This window comes from Paraburkholderia sp. RL17-381-BIF-C, assembly GCF_046026435.1.
GTDB lineage: Bacteria > Pseudomonadota > Gammaproteobacteria > Burkholderiales > Burkholderiaceae > Paraburkholderia.
On record NZ_JARESX010000006.1, the window covers coordinates 121,318 to 140,223 of the forward strand.

The window sequence follows — 18,906 nt, forward strand, 5'->3', positions numbered from 1 at the left end:
GTGGGCGATCGCCCCGATCAAAGCACCGCGCGCTGACGGGTACGCGCCCAGTGTGCGAGCGCGGCGCACGCCACCAGCAATGAACCGGTCACGAAGAACACGGCATGCAGCCCGAGATGAACAGCGATCGCGCCGCCGATGATCGGACCGACCACCTGTCCGCTGAATTGCGCCGACTGCAGATAACCGAGCATCTGACCGGTCTTGTGTTCTTCCACTGCGTGGCGCGCCAGTTTCGCAATCGCAGGCAGGAGGCCGGCTAACGTCATGCCCATCAGCGCGCGCAATCCGGCCAGTTGCCACCACGCGTGAACGAACGCTTGCGGAACCATCACGAGACCGGTCAGCACCAGGCAAGCGACGATCACGTTCCAGCTGCCGATCCGATCGGCCAACGCGCCGAGGCGCGCGGCCGTCAGCATGCTGCCGAAAGCCGAACAGGCCATCACGACACCCGCGACGCGGGCGAGATGAAGCGACGGCACGCCGAGACTGCCGACATAGACCGTGATGACCGGCTCGATCGACATGTTGGCGAGCAGCACCATCATCGCCGTGACCAGCAATGCGGCGACCACTGGATAGTCGTTGCGATGCGTGCTCGCCGGCGCATGTTCCGCGGCTCGCCGGCTTGAATGCGTGGCCGGGTCGAAATCTTCCTTGACGACGAAAATCGTCAGCAAAGCGGCCACCGCGATCATGGCGCCGCCTGCGAAGAACGTGCCGCGAATGCCGAGCCATCCCGGCAGAAAACCGCCGACGAGCGGCCCGATCAGATTGCCGGCGAGCGCACCGGTCGAGAGCACGCCCAGCGCCCAACCGGCGCGCGCTTTCGGAGCCTGCGTGCCAACCATTACCGTCGAAGCCGACGAATAGCCGCCCACGAGTCCAGCCAGCAAGCGCAGGCCGACGAGTTCGTGCACGTTGTGCGCGATGCCGATCAACGACATCACCACCGCCATGCCGACGGCCGCGCGCACCAGCATCGGCTTGCGGCCATAGCGATCGGCGAGGCGTCCCCACAAGGGCGCGGTGACGGCCGTACCGAGAAACGTGGCGCCGAACGCGATCCCCGACCATTGAATGACGGCGGACTGCGACTGCACGCCGAGTTGCTGGACGTAAATGGGCAAAAACGGCAGCAGCATGCTCAGGCTGACGAGCGTGGTGAATGAGCCGAACACGCACACGGCCAGATTACGGCGCCAGTAACGCTCGTGTCGCGCCGAATAGTCGAGGCCGCGCATGTCAGCCGCGGCTTCCAAAGCGAGATTGGGACGCGCGCTCATATCGTCTTCTCCAACACCGAATGTGCGTACAGCCGAGCCTCTGCTTCGGCGAGTTCGTTCACGGGTGCGCAGTCCTTGCGGGGTCCGTGTGTCGGGATCATGGGGTTCTCCCAGTTCGAGTGAGGGATGCCGTCGGCTGAAAACGGGGTGACGCCAACGCTATTGCTGCTTCGGAGCGCCGCGAAGCGCCGTGAACAGATCGACCACCAACGCAAGCGCCAACGAGGTCGCGCCGATCAGGAATAAGCTCGCGTAATTGCCACCGTCGTGCGCGAACAGAAATGACAGGCCATACGCCGCGACGGCCTGCAATACCGCGAAACTGGTGGTCGCCGCGCTCCACGCGCCTTTTTGAGCAGCGGGATGGTGCGCGAGCAATTCATTGACCCGGCCGAGCACGAGCGGCACGATGCCCGGCACGAACGCGCCGACCACGACGCTCGACACGATCAGCGCGACGGGTCCTGGTACGACAGCCGGCAACGCGACTGCGGCGATCTGCAGGACATAGGCCACGCGCAGCGCGGGACCGAACCCGGCACGGTCGGCCAGGTGACCGGTCAGCAGAGGGCCTGCGATCGCACCCAGTCCGAACAGCACCCAGTATTGCGCGCCGGCATCGAGGCCCTTGCCAAGACCGCGTGCCACGAAATCCACGAGAAAGATCATGTGGGGGACGAGGCCCGCGGCATTCAACGCATACTCGGCGTACAGCGCGCGCATCGAGGCCGCCGGATAGGCGCGGCTGTGGCCGGCGTGAGGCGCCGCGTGCTGCACAGCGGGTTCGGCCCGCCCGGGCCAACCGTTCCATGCGACGGCTGTCAGCGCCAGAGAGAGCGCGGCGAGACCCAGCCACGTTTGGCTCAGACCTTGACGCAGCAGGAGCGGCACGATTGTCCCGGACGCCGCGATACCCAAACCGATACCGCTGAAAATCGCGCCGCTCGCAAAGCCTCTGCGCGATGGGATCACATGAGCGAGGATCGTCGGCGCGGCCAGCACCATCAGTGCACCGCCCGACAAGCCGGATGCGAAGCGCCAGACGAAGAACCAGAGAAACGAAACCGGAAAGGCGCAGGCGACGAACGCAACGGTCGCGAGCAGCATCATCGCGCGCAGCACGGACGCGGCGTCGAATCGCCGCGCAAGCCAGCCGCCTGCGAGCGCGCCGGCCAGATAGCCGCCGAGATTGGCTGCGCCGAGATAGGCTGCAGTCGACGCCGGAAACCAGTGCGCGCTGACGATAGCCGGCAATAACGGGGTATAGGCGAAACGCGCGAGGCCTATCCCGACAAGGCTCGCGCTGGCTCCCGCCAGCGTGCCGCGCCAGACATTGAATGCGGGCGCGATCGATCCATTGGCGACTGCTCGTTGCATGACTGCCTCCACTGTTCCGTTACGCGCCGACCCGGCCGCCGGGCGGCCGCGACGCGATAAGCGCGAAACTCACAGCTCGCCATGCATTTCATGAGGATCACAAATCAAATCCACAATGAGTTGCAACGTGACAGCAGTGCCTTGGGCGTCGACGCCGTTGCCGCCGTCTATGCGTGGGCTGATGCCCGTTACGAGGAATGCCGGTTCGAGTCGGGTGCGGGGAGGGGCGTGTCAGTGAATTCGCCGGTACGGCCCGAAGGCGTGAGCTGTGCAATCTCGCTGAACACAGTCTAGATTGAACCGATTGCAGAGAGAATCCACGCTGATCGGCAGACATTCTTCCGGGAGTCGATTCAATTGCGCTTCGTAGTCCGCTGGGGTTGCGTGAAGTGGCGGCGCAGGCGCGGCGCCGCGAAATCGACGAATTCTCGCACCTTGGGAACCGCGAGACGCCCTTGCGGCGTCAACAGGTGGACTGGTAGCGGGGCGGGTTCGTTGTCGCTCAGGACGATCTCGAGCGATCCTTCCTTGACCTGCTCGGCGACGTGATAGGAAAACATGCGGGTGACGCCATGTCCCGCGACGGCCGAAGCCACGGCCGCCTGAATACTGTTGACGATAAAGCGCGGAGTGAACTGCACGACACGTGGAATCGTCGAGCCATTCGGCGGCGGAAAGCTCCATGAATCCAGGCCGAAGTGGCTCATGGAGATGATCTGATGCCGGGCAAGATCGGCGGGTTCGACGATCGGCGGGTGCTTGGCCAGGTAGCGAGGCGACGCCGTGACGACCCGCCGCGTTTCGCCCACCGGGATCGCCACGAGCGTCGAATCGGGCAGGTGAGCGATGCGCAGCGCCACGTCCATTCCTTCGTCGATCAGGCTCACTGGGCGGTCGAGCATATCCAGCCGGACCGAGACGGCCGGATAGCGATCGATGAAATCGTCGATGATCGCCCGCAGCATGTCCTGACCGGCCGCCACCGGTGCGGTGATCGTGAGCAGCCCGCGCGGTGCGGAGCGCTCGCCGGCGATCAGCAGATCGGCTTCTTCCAGGTCGGTGAGAATGCGGCGGCAAGCGGCGGCGTATCGTTCGCCGGCTTCGCTCAGTCTGATCGTCCGCGTCGTGCGATGCAGCAGAGCCGTTCCGACATGTTCTTCGAGGAACGCGATAGCCCGGCTCACCGCCGCAGGTGAGCGGCCGAGTCGACGGCTCGCGCCGACCAGGCTCCCTTCGTCGAGCGTGGCGACGAACACCTTCATTGCGTCGATGCGGTCCATGTTGCCTGATCCGGGCGTGATTGAGAGCGGGATTCGGCAGAGTTTACAGCGTGGACGCGGGCAGCGGCGAGAACGGTTTGAAGCCGGCGCAGGTGATGCGGCTCGCGCCGGCCTTCAGTGGGTCTGTGGGTATCGGATTATGCGTGTGTGCGTGTGCCAATGCGCGTGCTCATGCGCCGGCGGACGCCTCCAGTTCCGCGAGCCGCTTGCGCAGCAGACGATCCTCCTGAAAGCGGCTGGTTTCGTCACGGATCACGGCGACAATGCCGGTGAGCTCGTGTTGCGGCGAATGCAGCAACGCGACCGTAAAGGCAATCGACATGGACCGCCCGTCCTTGTGCACCGCGGGCACACGCAGCACGTCGTTGCCATAGCGGGTTTCGCCCGTTGCCATGGTCTTGTGATAGCCGTCCCAATGGCGGCCGCGCAACCGTTCCGGAATGATCAGGTCGAGCGACTTGCCGAGCGCTTCGCCTGGCGCAAACCCGAACATGCGTTCGGCCGCGGGGTTCCAGAATGTGATGCTGCCTTGAGCATCCGAAATGACGATCGCGTCGCCGATTGCGTTGGCAAGTTGCTCGAAGTCGATGGCATGTTGCATGACGCCCCCCGATTGTGAAAACACGGATGCCTGAATGGGATACGGCGTCGCCAGCGACGCCGTATCCGCAAGCCCGAGCCGATGGCCGGGCTTGCGTAGCACCATCAAACTGCTTTGACTTCGCGCAGGTTGAAGATTTGCTGCTGGCTGTAGCCGAGGCTCGCCAACACTTCCTCAGTGTGTTCGCCGAGCAGCGGCGACGCGGTGACTTCCGGCTTCAGATCCGAAAACTTGATCGGGCTGCCGACAGTCAGATACGTGCCGCGTTTCTTGTGCGGCACTTCGACGATCGTGCCGCTCGCGCGCAACGACGGGTCGTTGGCCAGTTCCTTCATGGTCAGCACTGGCGCGCACGGAATGTCGAACTTGCGCAAGATGTCGACCGCCTCGAATTTGGTTTTGTCGGCGAGCCAGGCTTCGATGGTCTGGAAGATATCGAAGATATGCGGTTGACGTGCTTCCGCGGTCTTGTAGGCCGGGTCATCGATCCACTCGGGCTTGCCGAGCGCCTTGCAGATCGGCTCCCACGCGTGGCCCTGAATCGTGAAGTAGATGTACGCATTCGGATCCGTTTCCCAGCCTTTGCACTTGAGCACCCAACCCGGCTGGCCGCCGCCGCCCGCATTGCCGCCGCGCGGCACCACGTCGCTGAATTCGCCGTGCGGATATTGCGGGTACTCCTCGAGATAGCCGACGCGCTCCAGCCGCTGCTGGTCGCGCAGCTTCACGCGGCACAGATTCAGCACGCTGTCCTGCATCGACACGGCGACCTTCTGGCCTTTGCCCGTTTTGTCGCGGCCGAGAAGTGCGGTCAGAATGCCGATGGCCAGATGCATGCCGGTATTGCTGTCACCGAGCGCGGCCGCGCTGATAGTCGGCGGACCGTCCCAGAAGCCGGTAGTGGAGGCCGCGCCGCCCGCGCATTGCGCCACGTTCTCGTAGACTTTCAGGTCGTCGTAGTGGTGACCGTCGCTGAAGCCCTTCACCGAGGCGACGATCATCTTCGGATTGAGTTCGTTCAGGCGTTCCCACGAAAAACCCATCCGGTCCAGCGCGCCCGGGCCGAAGTTCTCCACCAGCACGTCGGACTCGCGGATCAGCTTCTCGAGGACTTCCTTGCCTTCGGGCTTCTTTGTGTCCAACGTCAGCGACTTCTTGTTGCTGTTGAGCATTGTGAAGTACAACGCGTCGGCGTCGGGAATGTCGCGCAACTGATTGCGCGTCACGTCGCCCGAACCCGGCCGTTCCACCTTGATGACGTCCGCGCCGAACCAGGCGAGCAACTGGGTGCAGGCGGGACCGGCTTGAACATGGGTGAAGTCGATGATCCTGATGCCTTCGAGAGGTTTGGTCATGTTGAAATCTCCGTGGTTGCCCAGATTACTTTTTCATTGCCGCGCTTTGCGGATTCAGATTGGTCAGTCGACCGCTTTCGGTGCCGGCCGCTTCGTCGATGACGGCGTTGATCAGGCTCGGTTTGCCTGAGGCGATCGATTCGAGCAGCGCCTTCGTCAGTTCTTCCGGCGTGGTGGCGTGATAGCCGACGCCGCCGAATGCCTCGATCATCTTGTCGTAGCGCGCGTTCTTCACGAACACGGTCGGCGCGACATCCTTGCCGCCGGTCGGGTTCACGTCCGTGCCGCGATACACGCCGTTGTTGTTGAATACGATCGTGCAGACCGGCAAGTCGTAACGGCAGATGGTTTCGAGCTCCATGCCGCTGAAGCCGAATGCGCTGTCGCCTTCGATCGCGACGACGGGTTTGCCACTCGTGACCGCCGCGCCGATCGCGAAGCCCATGCCGATACCCATGATTCCCCACGTGCCCGAATCGAAGCGTTTGCGCGGTTCATACATGTCGATGATGCTGCGCGCGTAGTCGAGCGTGTTCGCGCCTTCATTCACGACGTTGATGTCAGGGCGTGTTTTCAGCACATCGCGGATCGCGCGCAACGCGCTGTGGAAATTCATCGGCGACGGGTTCTTGTCGAGCGTCGCGGCCATCTTGGCGAGATTCTTGTTCTTGCGCTCCGCGATTGCACCGGTCCACTCCGTGGCCGGCTTCGTGAAACCCGCAGCGATGCCGGCGCGCAGCGCCGCTACGCACGAACCGATATCGCCGATCACCGGCGCGGCAATCGCCACGTTGCTGTCGATTTCGGTCGGCGAGATATCCACCTGAACGAACTTCTTCGGTGCCGCGCCCCACGTTTTTCCCTTGCCATGCGACAGCAGCCAGTTCAGACGCGCGCCGATCAACACGACGACGTCGGCTTCCTGCAGCACGAACGATCGCGCCGCCGAGGCGGACTGCTCGTGCGTGTCCGGCAACAGGCCTTTGGCCATCGACATCGGCAGATACGGAATGCCGCTTTCTTCAACGAACGCGCGAATCTCCGCGTCAGCCTGTGCGTATGCGGCGCCCTTGCCGAGCAGAATCAGCGGCCGTTTGGCGCTCTTGAGGACATCGATTGCGCGCTTGACCGACTCCGGTGCCGGCAACTGGCGCGGCGCCGCGTCGACCACTCGTACCAGCGACTGCTGCGCCTTCACGGCATCCAGTGTTTGTGCGAGCAACTTGGCGGGCAAGTCCAGATACACACCGCCGGGTCGTCCTGACACGGCGGCTCGAATCGCCCGCGCTACGCCGATGCCGATATCCTCCGCGTGCAGCACGCGATAAGCGGCCTTCGCATAAGGCTTGGCCGCGTTCAACTGATCCATTTCTTCGTAATCGCCTTGCTGCAAGTCGACAATTTCGCGTTCACTGGAGCCGCTGATCAGGATCATCGGGAAGCAGTTGGTGGTCGCGTTGGCAAGCGCGGTCAGGCCGTTCAGAAAGCCCGGCGCCGAGACCGTCAGGCAAATCCCCGGCTTCTGCGTCATATAGCCGGAAATAGCCGCCGCGTTGCCCGCGTGCTGTTCATGGCGAAAGCCGATGAAACGCATTCCTTCCGCTTGTGCTAGCCGCGCCAGGTCGGTGATCGGAATGCCGACCAGGCCGAAGATCGTGTCGATGTCGTTCAGTTTCAGCGCATCGATGACGAGATGGAATCCGTCGGTCGTTTCGGTCGCCTGTTGTTTCAACGTTTCGTCTGTTGTGGGCTGGTCGGCTTCTGCCATGACATCTCTCCTTGTTGGCGGGGCGTTGTGGGGTGTGTCGCGAGCTGGATGCTCACGGTGTCGGTTATTCGGGGGAGCCGCCGGACGACGGCTGCAGCCGCGCTTCGGCGATGACCACGCCGGCTCGCGCACCCGAGTTTTCGATCCAGCGCTTTCTCATGGGGGCGAGGACGAACTTGGCGGACACGGCTGCCGCGATCGACACCACGGCAGCCGAGATGAACACCGTGCTCCACCCGCCGTTCGCCGACAACACCGAGGCAATCGGCACCAGCATCGAAGCGGTGCCCTTCGCGGTATAAAGCGTCCCGGCGTTGGCGGCGGCGTATTTGCTGCCGAACGTGTCGGCGCAGGTGGCGGGGAAGATCGAGAAGATCTCGCCCCAGCACAGGAACACGGCGGCTGCGAAGAACATGAATGCGTAGGGGTTATGGCCGAACTGCATCAATCCCAGCAACGCGACCCCTTCGCCGAGAAAGATCATGAACATCGTGTTCTCGCGGCCTATGCGGTCAGACAGAAAGCCGCACAGGGGACGGGTGAAGCCGTTGCAGAGGTTGTCGATCGAGAGCGTCATGGTGAGCAGCGGCAGCGTGATGCCCATGAGACTCACCGGCAGCTTGGCAAAGCCGAATTCTTTCGCAATCGGCCCGAGCTGCGCGGTCGCGATGATGCCGCCGGCGGCGACGAACACGAACATCAGATACAGCACCCAGAAGAGCGGCGAACGGATCATTTCGCCAGGTGTGTAGTCGATCTTGCTTGCCACCACGCGCCTGGCGACGACCGCGGTGGCGGGCGGCTTCGGCCGAATCAGCATGGTGGCGAGCAACAGGATGCAAACACCCTGGAAAATGCCGAAGAACATGAACGTGTGCTCGTAGCCCGAACGCTGGATCATGTCGGCGATTGGAATCACGGTGACTGCCGCGCCTGCGCCGAAACCCGCCGCGGTCAAGCCTGCCGCGAGACCGCGTTTGTCCGGAAACCATTTGAGCGCCGTGCCGACGCACGTGCCGTACACGCAGCCCGCGCCGATGCCGGCAATGACCGCTGCAACGTACAGCGCGGTCAGACTGCTGGCATGCGCGTCGATGATCCAGCCGAGCGCCGCGCATACCGAACCGCCGATCACAACCGGGCGCGGCCCGAACTTGTCGACGAGCCAGCCTTCGACTGGCACGAGCCAGGTTTCGGTAACGATGAAGATCGTGAACGCGCTCTGGATCGCCGCTTGTCCCCAATGGTGGGCGTTGTCCATCGGCACGACGAACAGCGTCCACGCATACTGCAGATTCGCGACGAGCCCCATGCAGACAATGCCGATGGCGAGTTGCACCCAGCGGTGATGTGTGAACGCGGTACGGCCTCTGTCCGATACGTCGGAATGTCCCATGTCTCCGTCTCCTGTCTCTTCCGTCGCGCTCGAGCGGCACGCTGGACTTACATGATCGAATCGCTTCGTCGCCGGTTGGTTGTCAGGCAGTGAAGCGCCAATGGTCGGCCAGAAAGAACTGCACCAATGAAAACCCTAATCGTAGGTGCAGCACGTCTGAGAAGATGCTGCGCGAGAACAGGAATAAGGGAAAGTTAAAACATTTTATGGTTTACATTAGGTATTCATAATGGATGGGGCGCAGCCCTTATCCATAGGGCGATCTGGGGTGGGAATCCCTCTGCGGACGGACGGATTTCGATCGCTTTTTGCGGGTTGGGGTAAACCAAAATATAAACAATAGGTTATTGTTTTTCGAAATAACTTTAACTGTTGTTTATTCGTGCGTGCTTCTACTCTTCGTCCTGCTACCTGCCTGAAGGAGAAGACCGTGAATCCCGCCCAATCTAACGCTGGCGACAGCGCGCATGAAGCTGAAATCCAGGCGCAACTATGCGCTTACAACGCCGCTTTCGACGAACTCGGCCTGCGCTTCCGCTGGGATGCGCAAACGCTGGCGTCGCTGGCTATGATCGACGGCGAACAGGCGCAGATCGCCGCGTATATCGAAGCGCACCATGGGCACTTGCTGAACGCCTATAGCGCCGAGTTTCTGAGTCAGGCCATTCTCGGAAAGAAACGCGCGCGCTATCCAGCGCCTTTGCCACGACGTATGGAGGACGCGCCGCGTTCGACGCAGGTGACACGTCCGCATGAGGTAAGCGGCCGACGCGACAGCGTTTCGTTCGAGATAGATCTGCCTGCGCTGGCGGGGGTATAGGCGCGGAGTGCGGCGTGCACGCGTTCCTTGCCGGGACGCGGGCAGCGAGGGACGGTCGGACGTGCTGTCCGGACGCCTATTGCGTGCGGATTCCCGACCCTGTCGCGCGTTAGTCGTGCGCGTGCCGTGCGGCGTCTTCGATGACTGCCGCCACTTCCTTCGGACGCGACTCATACACCGAATGGCTCGCGCCGGGAATGACCGTCGTGTGGCTATGCGCTCGCGCGTAGTACCAGCGCTCGAGATCGGGATTGATGATCTTGTCGTCGGCGGCCACGATGCCCCAACTCGGCTTGGTCGTCCAGGCGGCGGCCGTCAGCGGGGTCGAGAACACCTTCGCCGCAGTCAGGATCTGAGCATTCGATTCGAATGTCGCTGTCTTGAGCGGCAGGTCGGCGGCGAAGTCCTTCGGAAAATCCGCGGGGTTCAGGTACGTGTAGCCATCGTCGGTTTTCCTGATCGCGCCGGCCTGTTGCGACGTGTAGCTGGGCATGCCTTTGCCGAGCGCCGCTTCGTCTTCGCCGATGTTCGGCGCATGCGCGGCGACATAGACCAGTCCGACCACATTCGGATGAACGCCCGCCTCCGTGATGACGGAGCCGCCGTAGCTGTGAGCCACGAGGATGGTCGGGCCGTTCTGCAAATCGAGAACGCGCTTCGTTGCGGCTACGTCGTCTTCAAGTGACGTCAGCGGTTCCTGCACAAGGCTGACGTGGTAGCCGTCTTTGGTCAGAATGTCGTACACCGGTTTCCAGCCGGATCCGTCCACCCACGCTCCGTGCACCAGAACGATATTCTTGATTGCAGCGGTTTTGGGCGGGGCGCTTTGTGCCATTGCGCCGCTCGACGCGAGAAGACCGGCTGACAATGACAAGGCTGAGGCTAAGAGAGGCATCAATCTCACGAGAGACTCCGTTTTCGACTAAAGCGAGTGAGTGGTGGTGAAAATCAAATGGCGAAGATCACATCAGGATCCAGTCAGGCCCCGTGCGCGCAGTGACGGCTCGAGACCTGAAAGAGACCTGAGACGGCACCATTCAGCTGCCGAAGTACGGCGTACAGAAGCTGGCCGGACCGACGCAGTTGGAATGCGTCGCGGCGTACGAGCGCGAACCCGAGGACGAACTGCCGCTGTGCGCCAAACCGCCATAACCCTGCGTCGCCTGTTGCTGGCTGGTTTGCGCCACGACCTTCGCTTCTGCGGCCTGGATATCGGCCGGATAGGTAGCGTCATCACGTTCGGCCGGGTTGTAGCCTGCCTTTTCAATCTTCACGAGATCGCTGCGAACTTCGGCGCGTGTCACCGGCGCGTTTGATTGCGCGAGGGCGAGCATCGGTGCGGACAGGGCGCTTGCGGCGAGGGCGAGACAAACAAGAGCTTTCTTCATGATTTGATACTCCTAAATAAATGCGATGTTTAATTGGCGAGCATTTTGCGAGAATACTTGGGGCTGCATGTCGGACTGTCTTCGGAGAGAGGCGCTCCGGGCTCGCTTTCCGTGAACGTCTGGACACCATATTGCGACTTTGAAGGTGACGTGACGCCCACCGCTTGATTACAAGATTGACAGAAAGCGCCGAGGCCTTGTTCGGCGGGGATTTTGATCTCTGCGGCAGTCGAAGGAAACGCCGTTATGATGGTGGCTGCACCATCAAGCGCCTTCCATTGTTCGTCCCGTCCGCATTCCATTTATGCCAGCCACTGTGGTCGCGTCTGAAGAATCCAACCCGAACGGGCTGCATGACCTCGGCGTCAGAAAATATGGATTTCTGCTGCTAGGCAATTTCTCCCTGATCGCGCTCGGCGCCGCAGTCGATCCTTTGCGAATCGCGAACATGATCGTTGGACGCAGAGTCTACGACTATCAATTGATCGGAACGGGCGGGGACTATGCGCAGTCCAGCGACGGCATCAAGGTCCTGCCCGATGCAACGATCGCCGACTCGGGGTCGTTCGACGCCGTGTTCGTGGTCGGCCCCAATCCGATTCCACGCAAAGGCATTGGCGCGGTGCTCGACTGGCTCCGTCTGCACGCACGCAGCGGCACGGCGTTAGGCGGTCTCGACACGGGCAGCTACTTTCTCGCCCGTGCGGGTTTGCTGAATGGCTACCGCTGCACGATTCACTGGGAAGATCAGGATGTATTGCTAGGGCAATTCCCGAAACTGATCGTCTCCAACCGTCTCTACGAGGTGGATCGTGACCGCTATACCTGCAGCGGCGGCGTCGCGCCACTGGACCTGATGGTGCATCTGCTCGGCATGCCGCCCGGCAGCCGGTCACTTGCTGCGCGCGTGCTCGAATTGCTGGTTGCCGAGCGGCGCAGTCACGAGCAACGGCAACGTACGTCGCTGCGGCAATACATGGGCGCCGAACATGTCAAGCTTGACGAGGCGCTGCAAATCATGGAGAGCAACGTGGAAGAGCCACTCTCCGTGGCGGAAGTCGCTTCTTATCTGGGCGTCTCGCAACGCCAGCTCGAACGCTGGTTCAGTGAGCGGCTCGGCAAGACACCGGCTCAGGCGTATCTGGAGATTCGGCTGCTGCGTGCCCGGCAGTTGCTCTATCGCACCGGCAAGCCGCTCGAAGAAGTGTGCGCGCGCACTGGCTTCGCTTCCATGACGCACTTCGCGACGCGCTACAAGGCGCAGTTCCAGATTTCGCCGATGGCGGACCGCCGGCGCTACCAGAGCGCACTCTAAAGCTGTAAAGCCCCCCGCCGTGGTAAACCCTCGATGTCGAAATCAATAAATGTAGTGTCGCTTTAGAAAACTTTCGAAACCACCGAACTCCTACCATTCGCTCACACCTACTGGCGTTTTCACCAAGGAGCGAGCGCATGAAACTGGAAAATCTGATTCGAATCGAGAATGGCGAAAAGGTAAAGCACACCTTCTCGGATGCGGAATATGCGAACCGCCAAGGCAAGCTGCGCGCGTTGATGGCCAACGAGAATATCGACGCCGTGCTATTCACGTCGTATCACAACATCAACTACTACGCGGACTTCCTGTATTGCTCGTTCGGCCGTAAGTACGGGCTCGTCGTGACGCCGGGGAAAGTGGTCTCCATCTCGGCGAATATCGACGGTGGCCAGCCATGGCGTCGAACGGTCGGCGACTACAACGTGGTCTATACAGACTGGCAGCGCGACAACTTCTTTCGCGGCGTGCAGCAGGAAATCGCTAACAGGGGGCGCGTCGGCATCGAGTTCGATCACGTGCCGGTGGAGGTGCTGGAAAAACTCAAAGCGGCGCTTCCGTCCGTGGAGTTCTTGGATATCAGCGCGCAAACCATGCGCATGCGCATGATCAAGTCGGCCGAAGAAATCGAAGTCATCAAGCACGGTGCCAACGTTTGCGACGTGGGCGGCGCGGCCCTCGCGGCGGCCGTACACGAAGGCGTGCCCGAACATGAAGTCGCGTTGGCCTCGACTCAGGCGATGGTGCGCGAAATCGCCAAACGTTTCCCCGATTCCGAACTGATGGATACGTGGACATGGTTCCAGTCCGGAATCAACACGGACGGTGCCCACAATCCAGTCACTACGCGCAAAGTGCAGAAGGGCGACATTCTCAGCCTGAACTGCTTCTCGATGATCGCCGGGTACTACACGGCGCTCGAGCGCACCATGTTCTTCGATCACTGTTCCGATGCGCATTTGCGGTTGTGGAAGGTCAACGTCGAAGTGCATGAAGCGGGTCTGAAGCTGCTCAAACCCGGTGCCCGTTGCAGCGATATCGCTCACGAACTGAACAAGATTTACGCGGAGTACAACCTGCTGCAATACCGCACGTTTGGCTACGGCCATTCGTTCGGTGTGCTTTCGCACTACTACGGCCGCGAAGCGGGGCTCGAACTGCGTGAAGACATCGACACCGTACTCGAACCGAACATGGTCGTTTCAATGGAGCCGATGATCATGGTGCCGCAAGGCTTGCCCGGTGCGGGCGGTTACCGCGAGCACGACATCCTGGTGGTGGGCGAAAAAGAAGCGACCAACATCACTGGTTTCAAGTACGGCCCGGACCACAACATCATCAAAGCTCGCTAGGGGCTGAACCGGATCAGTCGCGACCTGGTCCTGCGGCTGGGGCCGCAGGCGTAAACATGATGTTGCAGGAGACGTTTCGATGTTTTCAAAAGAACAGACCATCGCCGGATTCGATCCGGAGTTATCCGACGCAATGCGCCTCGAGCGCAAGCGTCAGGAAGCGCATATCGAGCTGATTGCGTCGGAAAACTACGCGAGCCCGCGTGTGCTGGAAGCGCAGGGTTCGGTGCTGACGAACAAGTACGCGGAGGGCTATCCGGGCAAGCGGTATTACGGCGGCTGCGAGCACGTGGACGTGGTCGAGTCGCTGGCTATCGAGCGCGCCAAGCTCCTCTTCGGCGCGGATTATGCAAACGTACAGCCACATAGCGGCTCTCAGGCCAACGCGGCGGTGTATCTGGCACTCCTCGCACCCGGCGACACGGTTCTCGGCATGAGTCTCGCGCATGGCGGCCACCTCACACACGGCGCGAAGGTGTCCTTCTCGGGCAAGCTCTACAACGCCGTGCAATACGGCGTGGATCCGCAAACCGGTCTGATCGACTACGACGAGATTGAACGTCTGGCCGTCGAACATCAGCCGAAAATGATCGTGGCCGGCTTCTCCGCCTACTCGCGTGTACTGGACTTTGCGCGTTTCCGGCAGATTGCGGATCGCGTGGGCGCTTATCTTTTCGTCGATATGGCGCATGTGGCGGGACTCGTTGCCGCAGGCCTTTATCCGAACCCGCTGCCGTTTGCGGACGTGGTCACGACGACCACGCACAAGACACTGCGCGGGCCACGTGGCGGCCTGATTCTCACGAAGGCGAACGAGGCGATCGAGAAAAAGCTGAACTCGATGGTGTTTCCCGGCACGCAGGGTGGCCCATTGATGCACGTAATTGCGGCCAAGGCGGTGGCGTTCAAGGAAGCGTCGGGCCCAGAATTCAGGGCCTATCAACAGGCAACGCTGGCGAATGCACGTGCGATGGTGACCGTATTCAACGAGCGCGGCTACGACGTCGTGTCCGGCGGGACCGACGATCATCTGTTCCTGGTGAGCCTGATCGCAAACGGCATCACCGGCAAAGACGCGGACGCCGCGCTTGGGCGCGCGCATATCACGGTCAACAAGAATGCGGTGCCGAACGATCCGCAGTCGCCCTTCGTGACAAGCGGCATCCGCATCGGCACACCCGCGATCACGACGCGCGGATTCGGAGAGGCGCAAGCGGCACTGACCGCGACGCTGATCTGCGACCTGCTCGACAACCTTAATGACGCAGAAACCGAAAACCGTGTGCGCGAACAGGTGTCGCAATTGTGCGCACGCTTTCCCGTGTATGCGGGTTTCTGAGCTTAAGCCGTGAACGGCAGCACTTTTGAATTTGCTCCTGCCCGGATTCAATGACGCCAACCCTACCAACCGATGCGGGCGCTCGGCGTCAAGCTGACAGGCGCCACAGCGCACTTGGCTATCGATGTGGGCGCAAACGGCCTACGCGTGTGTCGAGCAAACGAGACCCGTAGAGACCGTCGCAAGAGTCGTCAACACAACCAGGCAGTTTCATGCTTTCACGTTTGGAGATCGTAGATGAGTACCAGAAAAGCGGTTTCAGGTCATTCAGCAGGTGCCGGCGTGATGGCGCCAGGTGGCGTCGCTCCATTGCAAGGATCGGGCGCCGCGCAGGGGCGTAACCATGCCGACGGACGTCTGCTTAAACGCGCGGCGACGGCGAGCTTTATCGGCAACTTTGTCGAATGGTTCGATTACGCGTCGTACGGCTATCTTGCGACGATCATTGCGGTCGTCTTTTTCCCGAAGACGGATTCGGCGACAGGACTGCTTGCCGCGTACGGCGTGTTCGCGATTTCATTTATCGTCAGGCCGATTGGCGGCATAGTCTGGGGCCATTTCGGCGACAAGATCGGGCGTAGAACGGCACTCTCGCTTTCTATCCTGATCATGTCCTGCTCGACATTCGTCATCGCGTTTCTGCCTACGTACGCGCAAGTCGGCGTGCTCGCGCCGGTCCTGCTTTTGCTGGTTCGAGTGGTGCAGGGCTTTTCGGCTTCCGGCGAATATGCCGGTGCGTCCGCCTTCCTCGCCGAGTACGCGCCCGAGGGCAAACGGGGCGTCTATACGAGCATCGTGCCGGCGAGCACCGCGGCGGGACTGCTGTTCGGTTCGGTGTTCGTGGCGGTGTTGCACGGCGTGCTGACGACAGAACAACTGCACTCATTCGGCTGGCGTTTGCCGTTCCTCCTTGCCGCGCCATTCGGACTGATTGGGCGATATATTCGCGTGCGTCTCGAAGACACGCCAAAGTTCAAGGCGCTGGAAGCGTCCCATCACGTTCCGCGCGCACCCGTAAAAGAGTTGATGAGCGTACATCGCGGCAAGATGCTGGTCGCTTTCGGCGTGACCTGCCTGAATGCGGTGGCGTTTTATCTGGTGCTCAGCTATATGCCGACGTATCTGTCGACGGAAATGGGCGTGGGCGAAACGGAGTCGTTCATCGCCGCAACGATTTCGCTTGCCGCATACATCGGGCTCATCTTCCTGATGGGGGCGCTATCCGATCGCGTCGGCCGCAAGACGATGTTGATTGGCGCGTCGATTCTGTTCGCGGTGCTGACCGTGCCGCTTTTCAAGAGCCTGGTTGGCGCAAACTTCGTGACGATTGTGATGATTCAGATTGCCTTCGGCGCGTTGCTAACGATGAACGACGGTACGCTGCCGTGCTTTCTGTCCGAGATCTTTCCGACGCGCGTGCGCTACAGCGGCTTTGCGTTCTGCTTCAATGCGGCGAATGCGCTATTCGGCGGCACGGCGCCGCTGGTCGCCACGTGGTTGATTGGCGTGACGGGCAACAAGCTTGCGCCAGCGTGGTATCTGGTAGGTGCGGCAGGCGTTGCACTCGTGGCGATGCTCGCGAGTAAGGAGACGTCGCGCAGTCCGCTGGCAGATGATTGAGTAGCGGTAGCGTGGGGGCAACCTTACTGGCATCTCGTCGCCGATGAGCAGAAGAAGAACAGTCGACTCGCTCAGGTTGAGCGTCCTGGCCGGGTCGATAGCGGTTCATTAGCCTTTGACATACGATTCGTTCGAGACGTGTTTTCAACACATCACGGACAAAGCTGTGACGTTCTAAATCATAAGTACCCAGTTCCAGGCACTCACAGGTGAAATCCGCTCTCTGCAAGAAATAAACCGGAAGGTCCGGACAGTTACAAAATAGCGTTCGACATGCGCAGTCAACGGAACATGATGAAAGGGCAATCTCGCTCCCTTTCCATGAGAGTTTCCATGATCAAGGTGGCAATATCTGATGCGCACGGCGTCGTGCGGGAGGGTTTACGCGCGATTCTCCGTTGCGCGGGGGACTTCAGCATCGTTGGCGAGGCCTTTGATGGCGCAAGCACGCTCTTGCTTGCGGGAACAACTGATGCGGCCGTTTTGACGCTCGGCTTGCTCATGCCTGGCGTCCACGGACTCGATCTCATTTCCCTGATCAAGAGCGAAAATCCCGCGCTGCGCATTCTCGTTGTCACCATGCGCGCCGAGGAATCGTTTGCGGCCCGTGCATTCAAAGCGGGAGCATCCGGGTATATCACCAAAAATTGCTCGGCCGCGGAATTCCTCGACGCCGCGAGAAAGGTTGGGACAGGCGGTATATATGTGAGTGTTGCAATGGCCGATCAATTCGCCCACGGCCTCGCCGATACGGGTTCCGCATTGCCTCACCAGCGTTTGTCGGCGAGGGAATTCGAAGTATTTCTTCTGATCGCGGCAGGCGAATCCGTGACTGCTATCGCCGAGAAACTAGGGTTGAGCGCGAAAACGGTCAGCACCCACAGGACGAAGATTCTGGAAAAATCGAGCCTTCCTAACGACGCGGCCCTTGTGCGATACGCGGTGCACCACAACCTCTTTGAGGATGGCGGTCTCGAAGCAATCTGAGCCGTCCAGACAATTCAGGAGGCCAGTCCACCACGCACTATCACTCCTGCTTACGCAGTGCGTCGCGAAACTGCGCAAGATGTGCCTGATACTGCTCCGCTTCGCCGTAAGTCAGAAATCGCTCATACCTTGCATGAGTGCCTAACACTTTGCGAGCGTGTTTGATGGGACACCAGTACTGCTCAGTGCGCGCGGCGATTTCTGTAGCGTAAGCGATGAGGCCGTTGGCATATTCACAATATGCGCAATGGAATCGCTCCATAAAGTTCAGATAGCGCAGTTGCCAGCGATCCATCACGATATAGTCCGCACGTTTGACTTTGACGATGCCGTAGATCGGGAAGCAGATTGCCTGGTAAGCCGAAATGCAAACATCGAGAAATAGCAAAGGGAAAACGAGCCCATAGACGAACGGAGCCGCGAGGAAGTTCTGTGGACGGCTGGAAAGAATCCAGCTAACAATGCCCACTTTCAATTCCCGGTGGACCTTGCCCACCGCTTCGTCGAATTCGACACGTTTGCCGGTGATTCGATAGAAAAGCTTGATTTCGCGTTGATGCAGCTCCGTTTGCAGTTCGGATTCCAGTACGCTGATCTGGTTCAAGAGATGCTGTATCCGCTCTTCCACGGGAACTCCGTTGGCTTGGACGAGAAGTGGAGCAAGGAAACAGCCGACTGCGAGCCGACTGCGAGCCGACTGTGGCCTACGCCAGAGTCGGCTTCCGGCCACTTCAGCTACTACCTCCTCCCGAGTGGGCGGCCTCGATGGCTTTGGTCCGCTCGGCTTGCGCCTTGGCAACTTCGCGATCCCGGACTTTGTTCGCCGCGCGTACTTTCGCACGGTAAGTCTCATTTGCGGCACGGATTTCACTTCTCATTTGCACAATGGTGTCGCTGGATTCAGCGCCCGGTGCACCGGACGGTGCGGCGTTTTGAGCCAAAGCCTGCGTCGTGCCGACAGACGCGAGCGCAATCAATAGGGCCGGGAGAATTCTTTTCATGCTGGTACCTCCAGAAGG

The 18,906-nt window shown here is 60.9% G+C and carries 17 protein-coding genes; 6 read left to right on the forward strand and 11 right to left on the reverse strand.

Annotation, left to right across the window (positions count from 1 at the left end):
• Window positions 1–17 precede the first annotated feature (17 nt).
• The 7 genes from P0D70_RS06640 to oxlT all read right to left on the reverse strand — a co-directional run bounded on the left by P0D70_RS06640 (window position 18) and on the right by oxlT (window position 9,066).
• Window positions 18–1,247, reverse strand: coding sequence for an MFS transporter (locus tag P0D70_RS06640; RefSeq protein ID WP_408183837.1), 1,230 nt, complete (start codon window positions 1,245–1,247; stop codon window positions 18–20).
• A gap of 201 nt (window positions 1,248–1,448) precedes the next feature.
• The gene (locus tag P0D70_RS06645; protein ID WP_408183731.1) at window positions 1,449–2,666 is read right to left on the reverse strand and encodes a YbfB/YjiJ family MFS transporter; all 1,218 of its coding nucleotides are present in this window, start codon (window positions 2,664–2,666) and stop codon (window positions 1,449–1,451) included.
• Window positions 2,667–3,019: 353 nt separating this feature from the next.
• The gene (locus P0D70_RS06650) at window positions 3,020–3,946 is read right to left on the reverse strand and encodes a LysR family transcriptional regulator (RefSeq protein ID WP_408183733.1); all 927 of its coding nucleotides are present in this window, start codon (window positions 3,944–3,946) and stop codon (window positions 3,020–3,022) included.
• A 169-nt stretch (window positions 3,947–4,115) separates the two neighbouring features.
• The gene (locus tag P0D70_RS06655) at window positions 4,116–4,547 is read right to left on the reverse strand and encodes a PAS domain-containing protein (protein ID WP_091804612.1); all 432 of its coding nucleotides are present in this window, start codon (window positions 4,545–4,547) and stop codon (window positions 4,116–4,118) included.
• Window positions 4,548–4,651: 104 nt separating this feature from the next.
• Window positions 4,652–5,902 (reverse strand): formyl-CoA transferase, encoded by a 1,251-nt coding sequence (frc, locus tag P0D70_RS06660; protein WP_091804609.1) that lies wholly within the window; start codon window positions 5,900–5,902, stop codon window positions 4,652–4,654.
• A gap of 25 nt (window positions 5,903–5,927) precedes the next feature.
• Window positions 5,928–7,670 carry an oxalyl-CoA decarboxylase gene (oxc, locus tag P0D70_RS06665; RefSeq protein ID WP_408183736.1) on the reverse strand — a complete coding sequence of 581 codons (1,743 nt, stop codon included), beginning with the start codon at window positions 7,668–7,670 and terminating at the stop codon, window positions 5,928–5,930.
• 64 nt (window positions 7,671–7,734) lie between these two features.
• The gene (gene oxlT / locus P0D70_RS06670) at window positions 7,735–9,066 is read right to left on the reverse strand and encodes an oxalate/formate MFS antiporter (protein WP_408183740.1); all 1,332 of its coding nucleotides are present in this window, start codon (window positions 9,064–9,066) and stop codon (window positions 7,735–7,737) included.
• 430 nt (window positions 9,067–9,496) lie between these two features.
• On the opposite strand from oxlT, the gene P0D70_RS06675 reads away from it, so the two are divergent.
• Complete coding sequence (locus tag P0D70_RS06675) at window positions 9,497–9,886, forward strand: hypothetical protein (RefSeq protein ID WP_408183742.1); 390 nt, start codon at window positions 9,497–9,499, stop codon at window positions 9,884–9,886.
• A gap of 109 nt (window positions 9,887–9,995) precedes the next feature.
• Here P0D70_RS06675 and P0D70_RS06680 read toward each other — a convergent pair whose 3' ends face one another.
• Both P0D70_RS06680 and P0D70_RS06685 read right to left on the reverse strand, forming a co-directional pair.
• Window positions 9,996–10,781 carry an alpha/beta hydrolase gene (locus P0D70_RS06680; protein ID WP_408183744.1) on the reverse strand — a complete coding sequence of 262 codons (786 nt, stop codon included), beginning with the start codon at window positions 10,779–10,781 and terminating at the stop codon, window positions 9,996–9,998.
• A 142-nt stretch (window positions 10,782–10,923) separates the two neighbouring features.
• Window positions 10,924–11,274: a DUF4148 domain-containing protein gene (locus P0D70_RS06685; protein WP_408183746.1), complete on the reverse strand. Its 351-nt coding sequence runs from the start codon at window positions 11,272–11,274 to the stop codon at window positions 10,924–10,926.
• Between the two features lie 304 nt (window positions 11,275–11,578).
• Here P0D70_RS06685 and P0D70_RS06690 point away from each other — a divergent pair, with 304 nt between their 5' ends.
• The 5 genes from P0D70_RS06690 to P0D70_RS06710 all read left to right on the forward strand — a co-directional run bounded on the left by P0D70_RS06690 (window position 11,579) and on the right by P0D70_RS06710 (window position 17,887).
• Window positions 11,579–12,589 (forward strand): GlxA family transcriptional regulator, encoded by a 1,011-nt coding sequence (locus P0D70_RS06690; protein WP_408183748.1) that lies wholly within the window; start codon window positions 11,579–11,581, stop codon window positions 12,587–12,589.
• A gap of 137 nt (window positions 12,590–12,726) precedes the next feature.
• Window positions 12,727–13,941: a M24 family metallopeptidase gene (locus tag P0D70_RS06695; protein ID WP_408183750.1), complete on the forward strand. Its 1,215-nt coding sequence runs from the start codon at window positions 12,727–12,729 to the stop codon at window positions 13,939–13,941.
• Between the two features lie 79 nt (window positions 13,942–14,020).
• Window positions 14,021–15,280 carry a serine hydroxymethyltransferase gene (gene glyA, locus P0D70_RS06700; protein WP_408183752.1) on the forward strand — a complete coding sequence of 420 codons (1,260 nt, stop codon included), beginning with the start codon at window positions 14,021–14,023 and terminating at the stop codon, window positions 15,278–15,280.
• Window positions 15,281–15,517: 237 nt separating this feature from the next.
• Window positions 15,518–16,900, forward strand: coding sequence for an MFS transporter (locus P0D70_RS06705; RefSeq protein WP_408183754.1), 1,383 nt, complete (start codon window positions 15,518–15,520; stop codon window positions 16,898–16,900).
• A 333-nt stretch (window positions 16,901–17,233) separates the two neighbouring features.
• Window positions 17,234–17,887: a response regulator gene (locus P0D70_RS06710; protein ID WP_091804579.1), complete on the forward strand. Its 654-nt coding sequence runs from the start codon at window positions 17,234–17,236 to the stop codon at window positions 17,885–17,887.
• A gap of 40 nt (window positions 17,888–17,927) precedes the next feature.
• Here the strand turns inward: P0D70_RS06710 and P0D70_RS06715 are convergent, their stop codons facing one another.
• Both P0D70_RS06715 and P0D70_RS06720 read right to left on the reverse strand, forming a co-directional pair.
• Complete coding sequence (locus P0D70_RS06715) at window positions 17,928–18,515, reverse strand: hypothetical protein (protein WP_408183757.1); 588 nt, start codon at window positions 18,513–18,515, stop codon at window positions 17,928–17,930.
• Window positions 18,516–18,618: 103 nt separating this feature from the next.
• Window positions 18,619–18,888, reverse strand: coding sequence for a hypothetical protein (locus P0D70_RS06720; RefSeq protein WP_408183759.1), 270 nt, complete (start codon window positions 18,886–18,888; stop codon window positions 18,619–18,621).
• Window positions 18,889–18,906 lie beyond the last annotated feature (18 nt).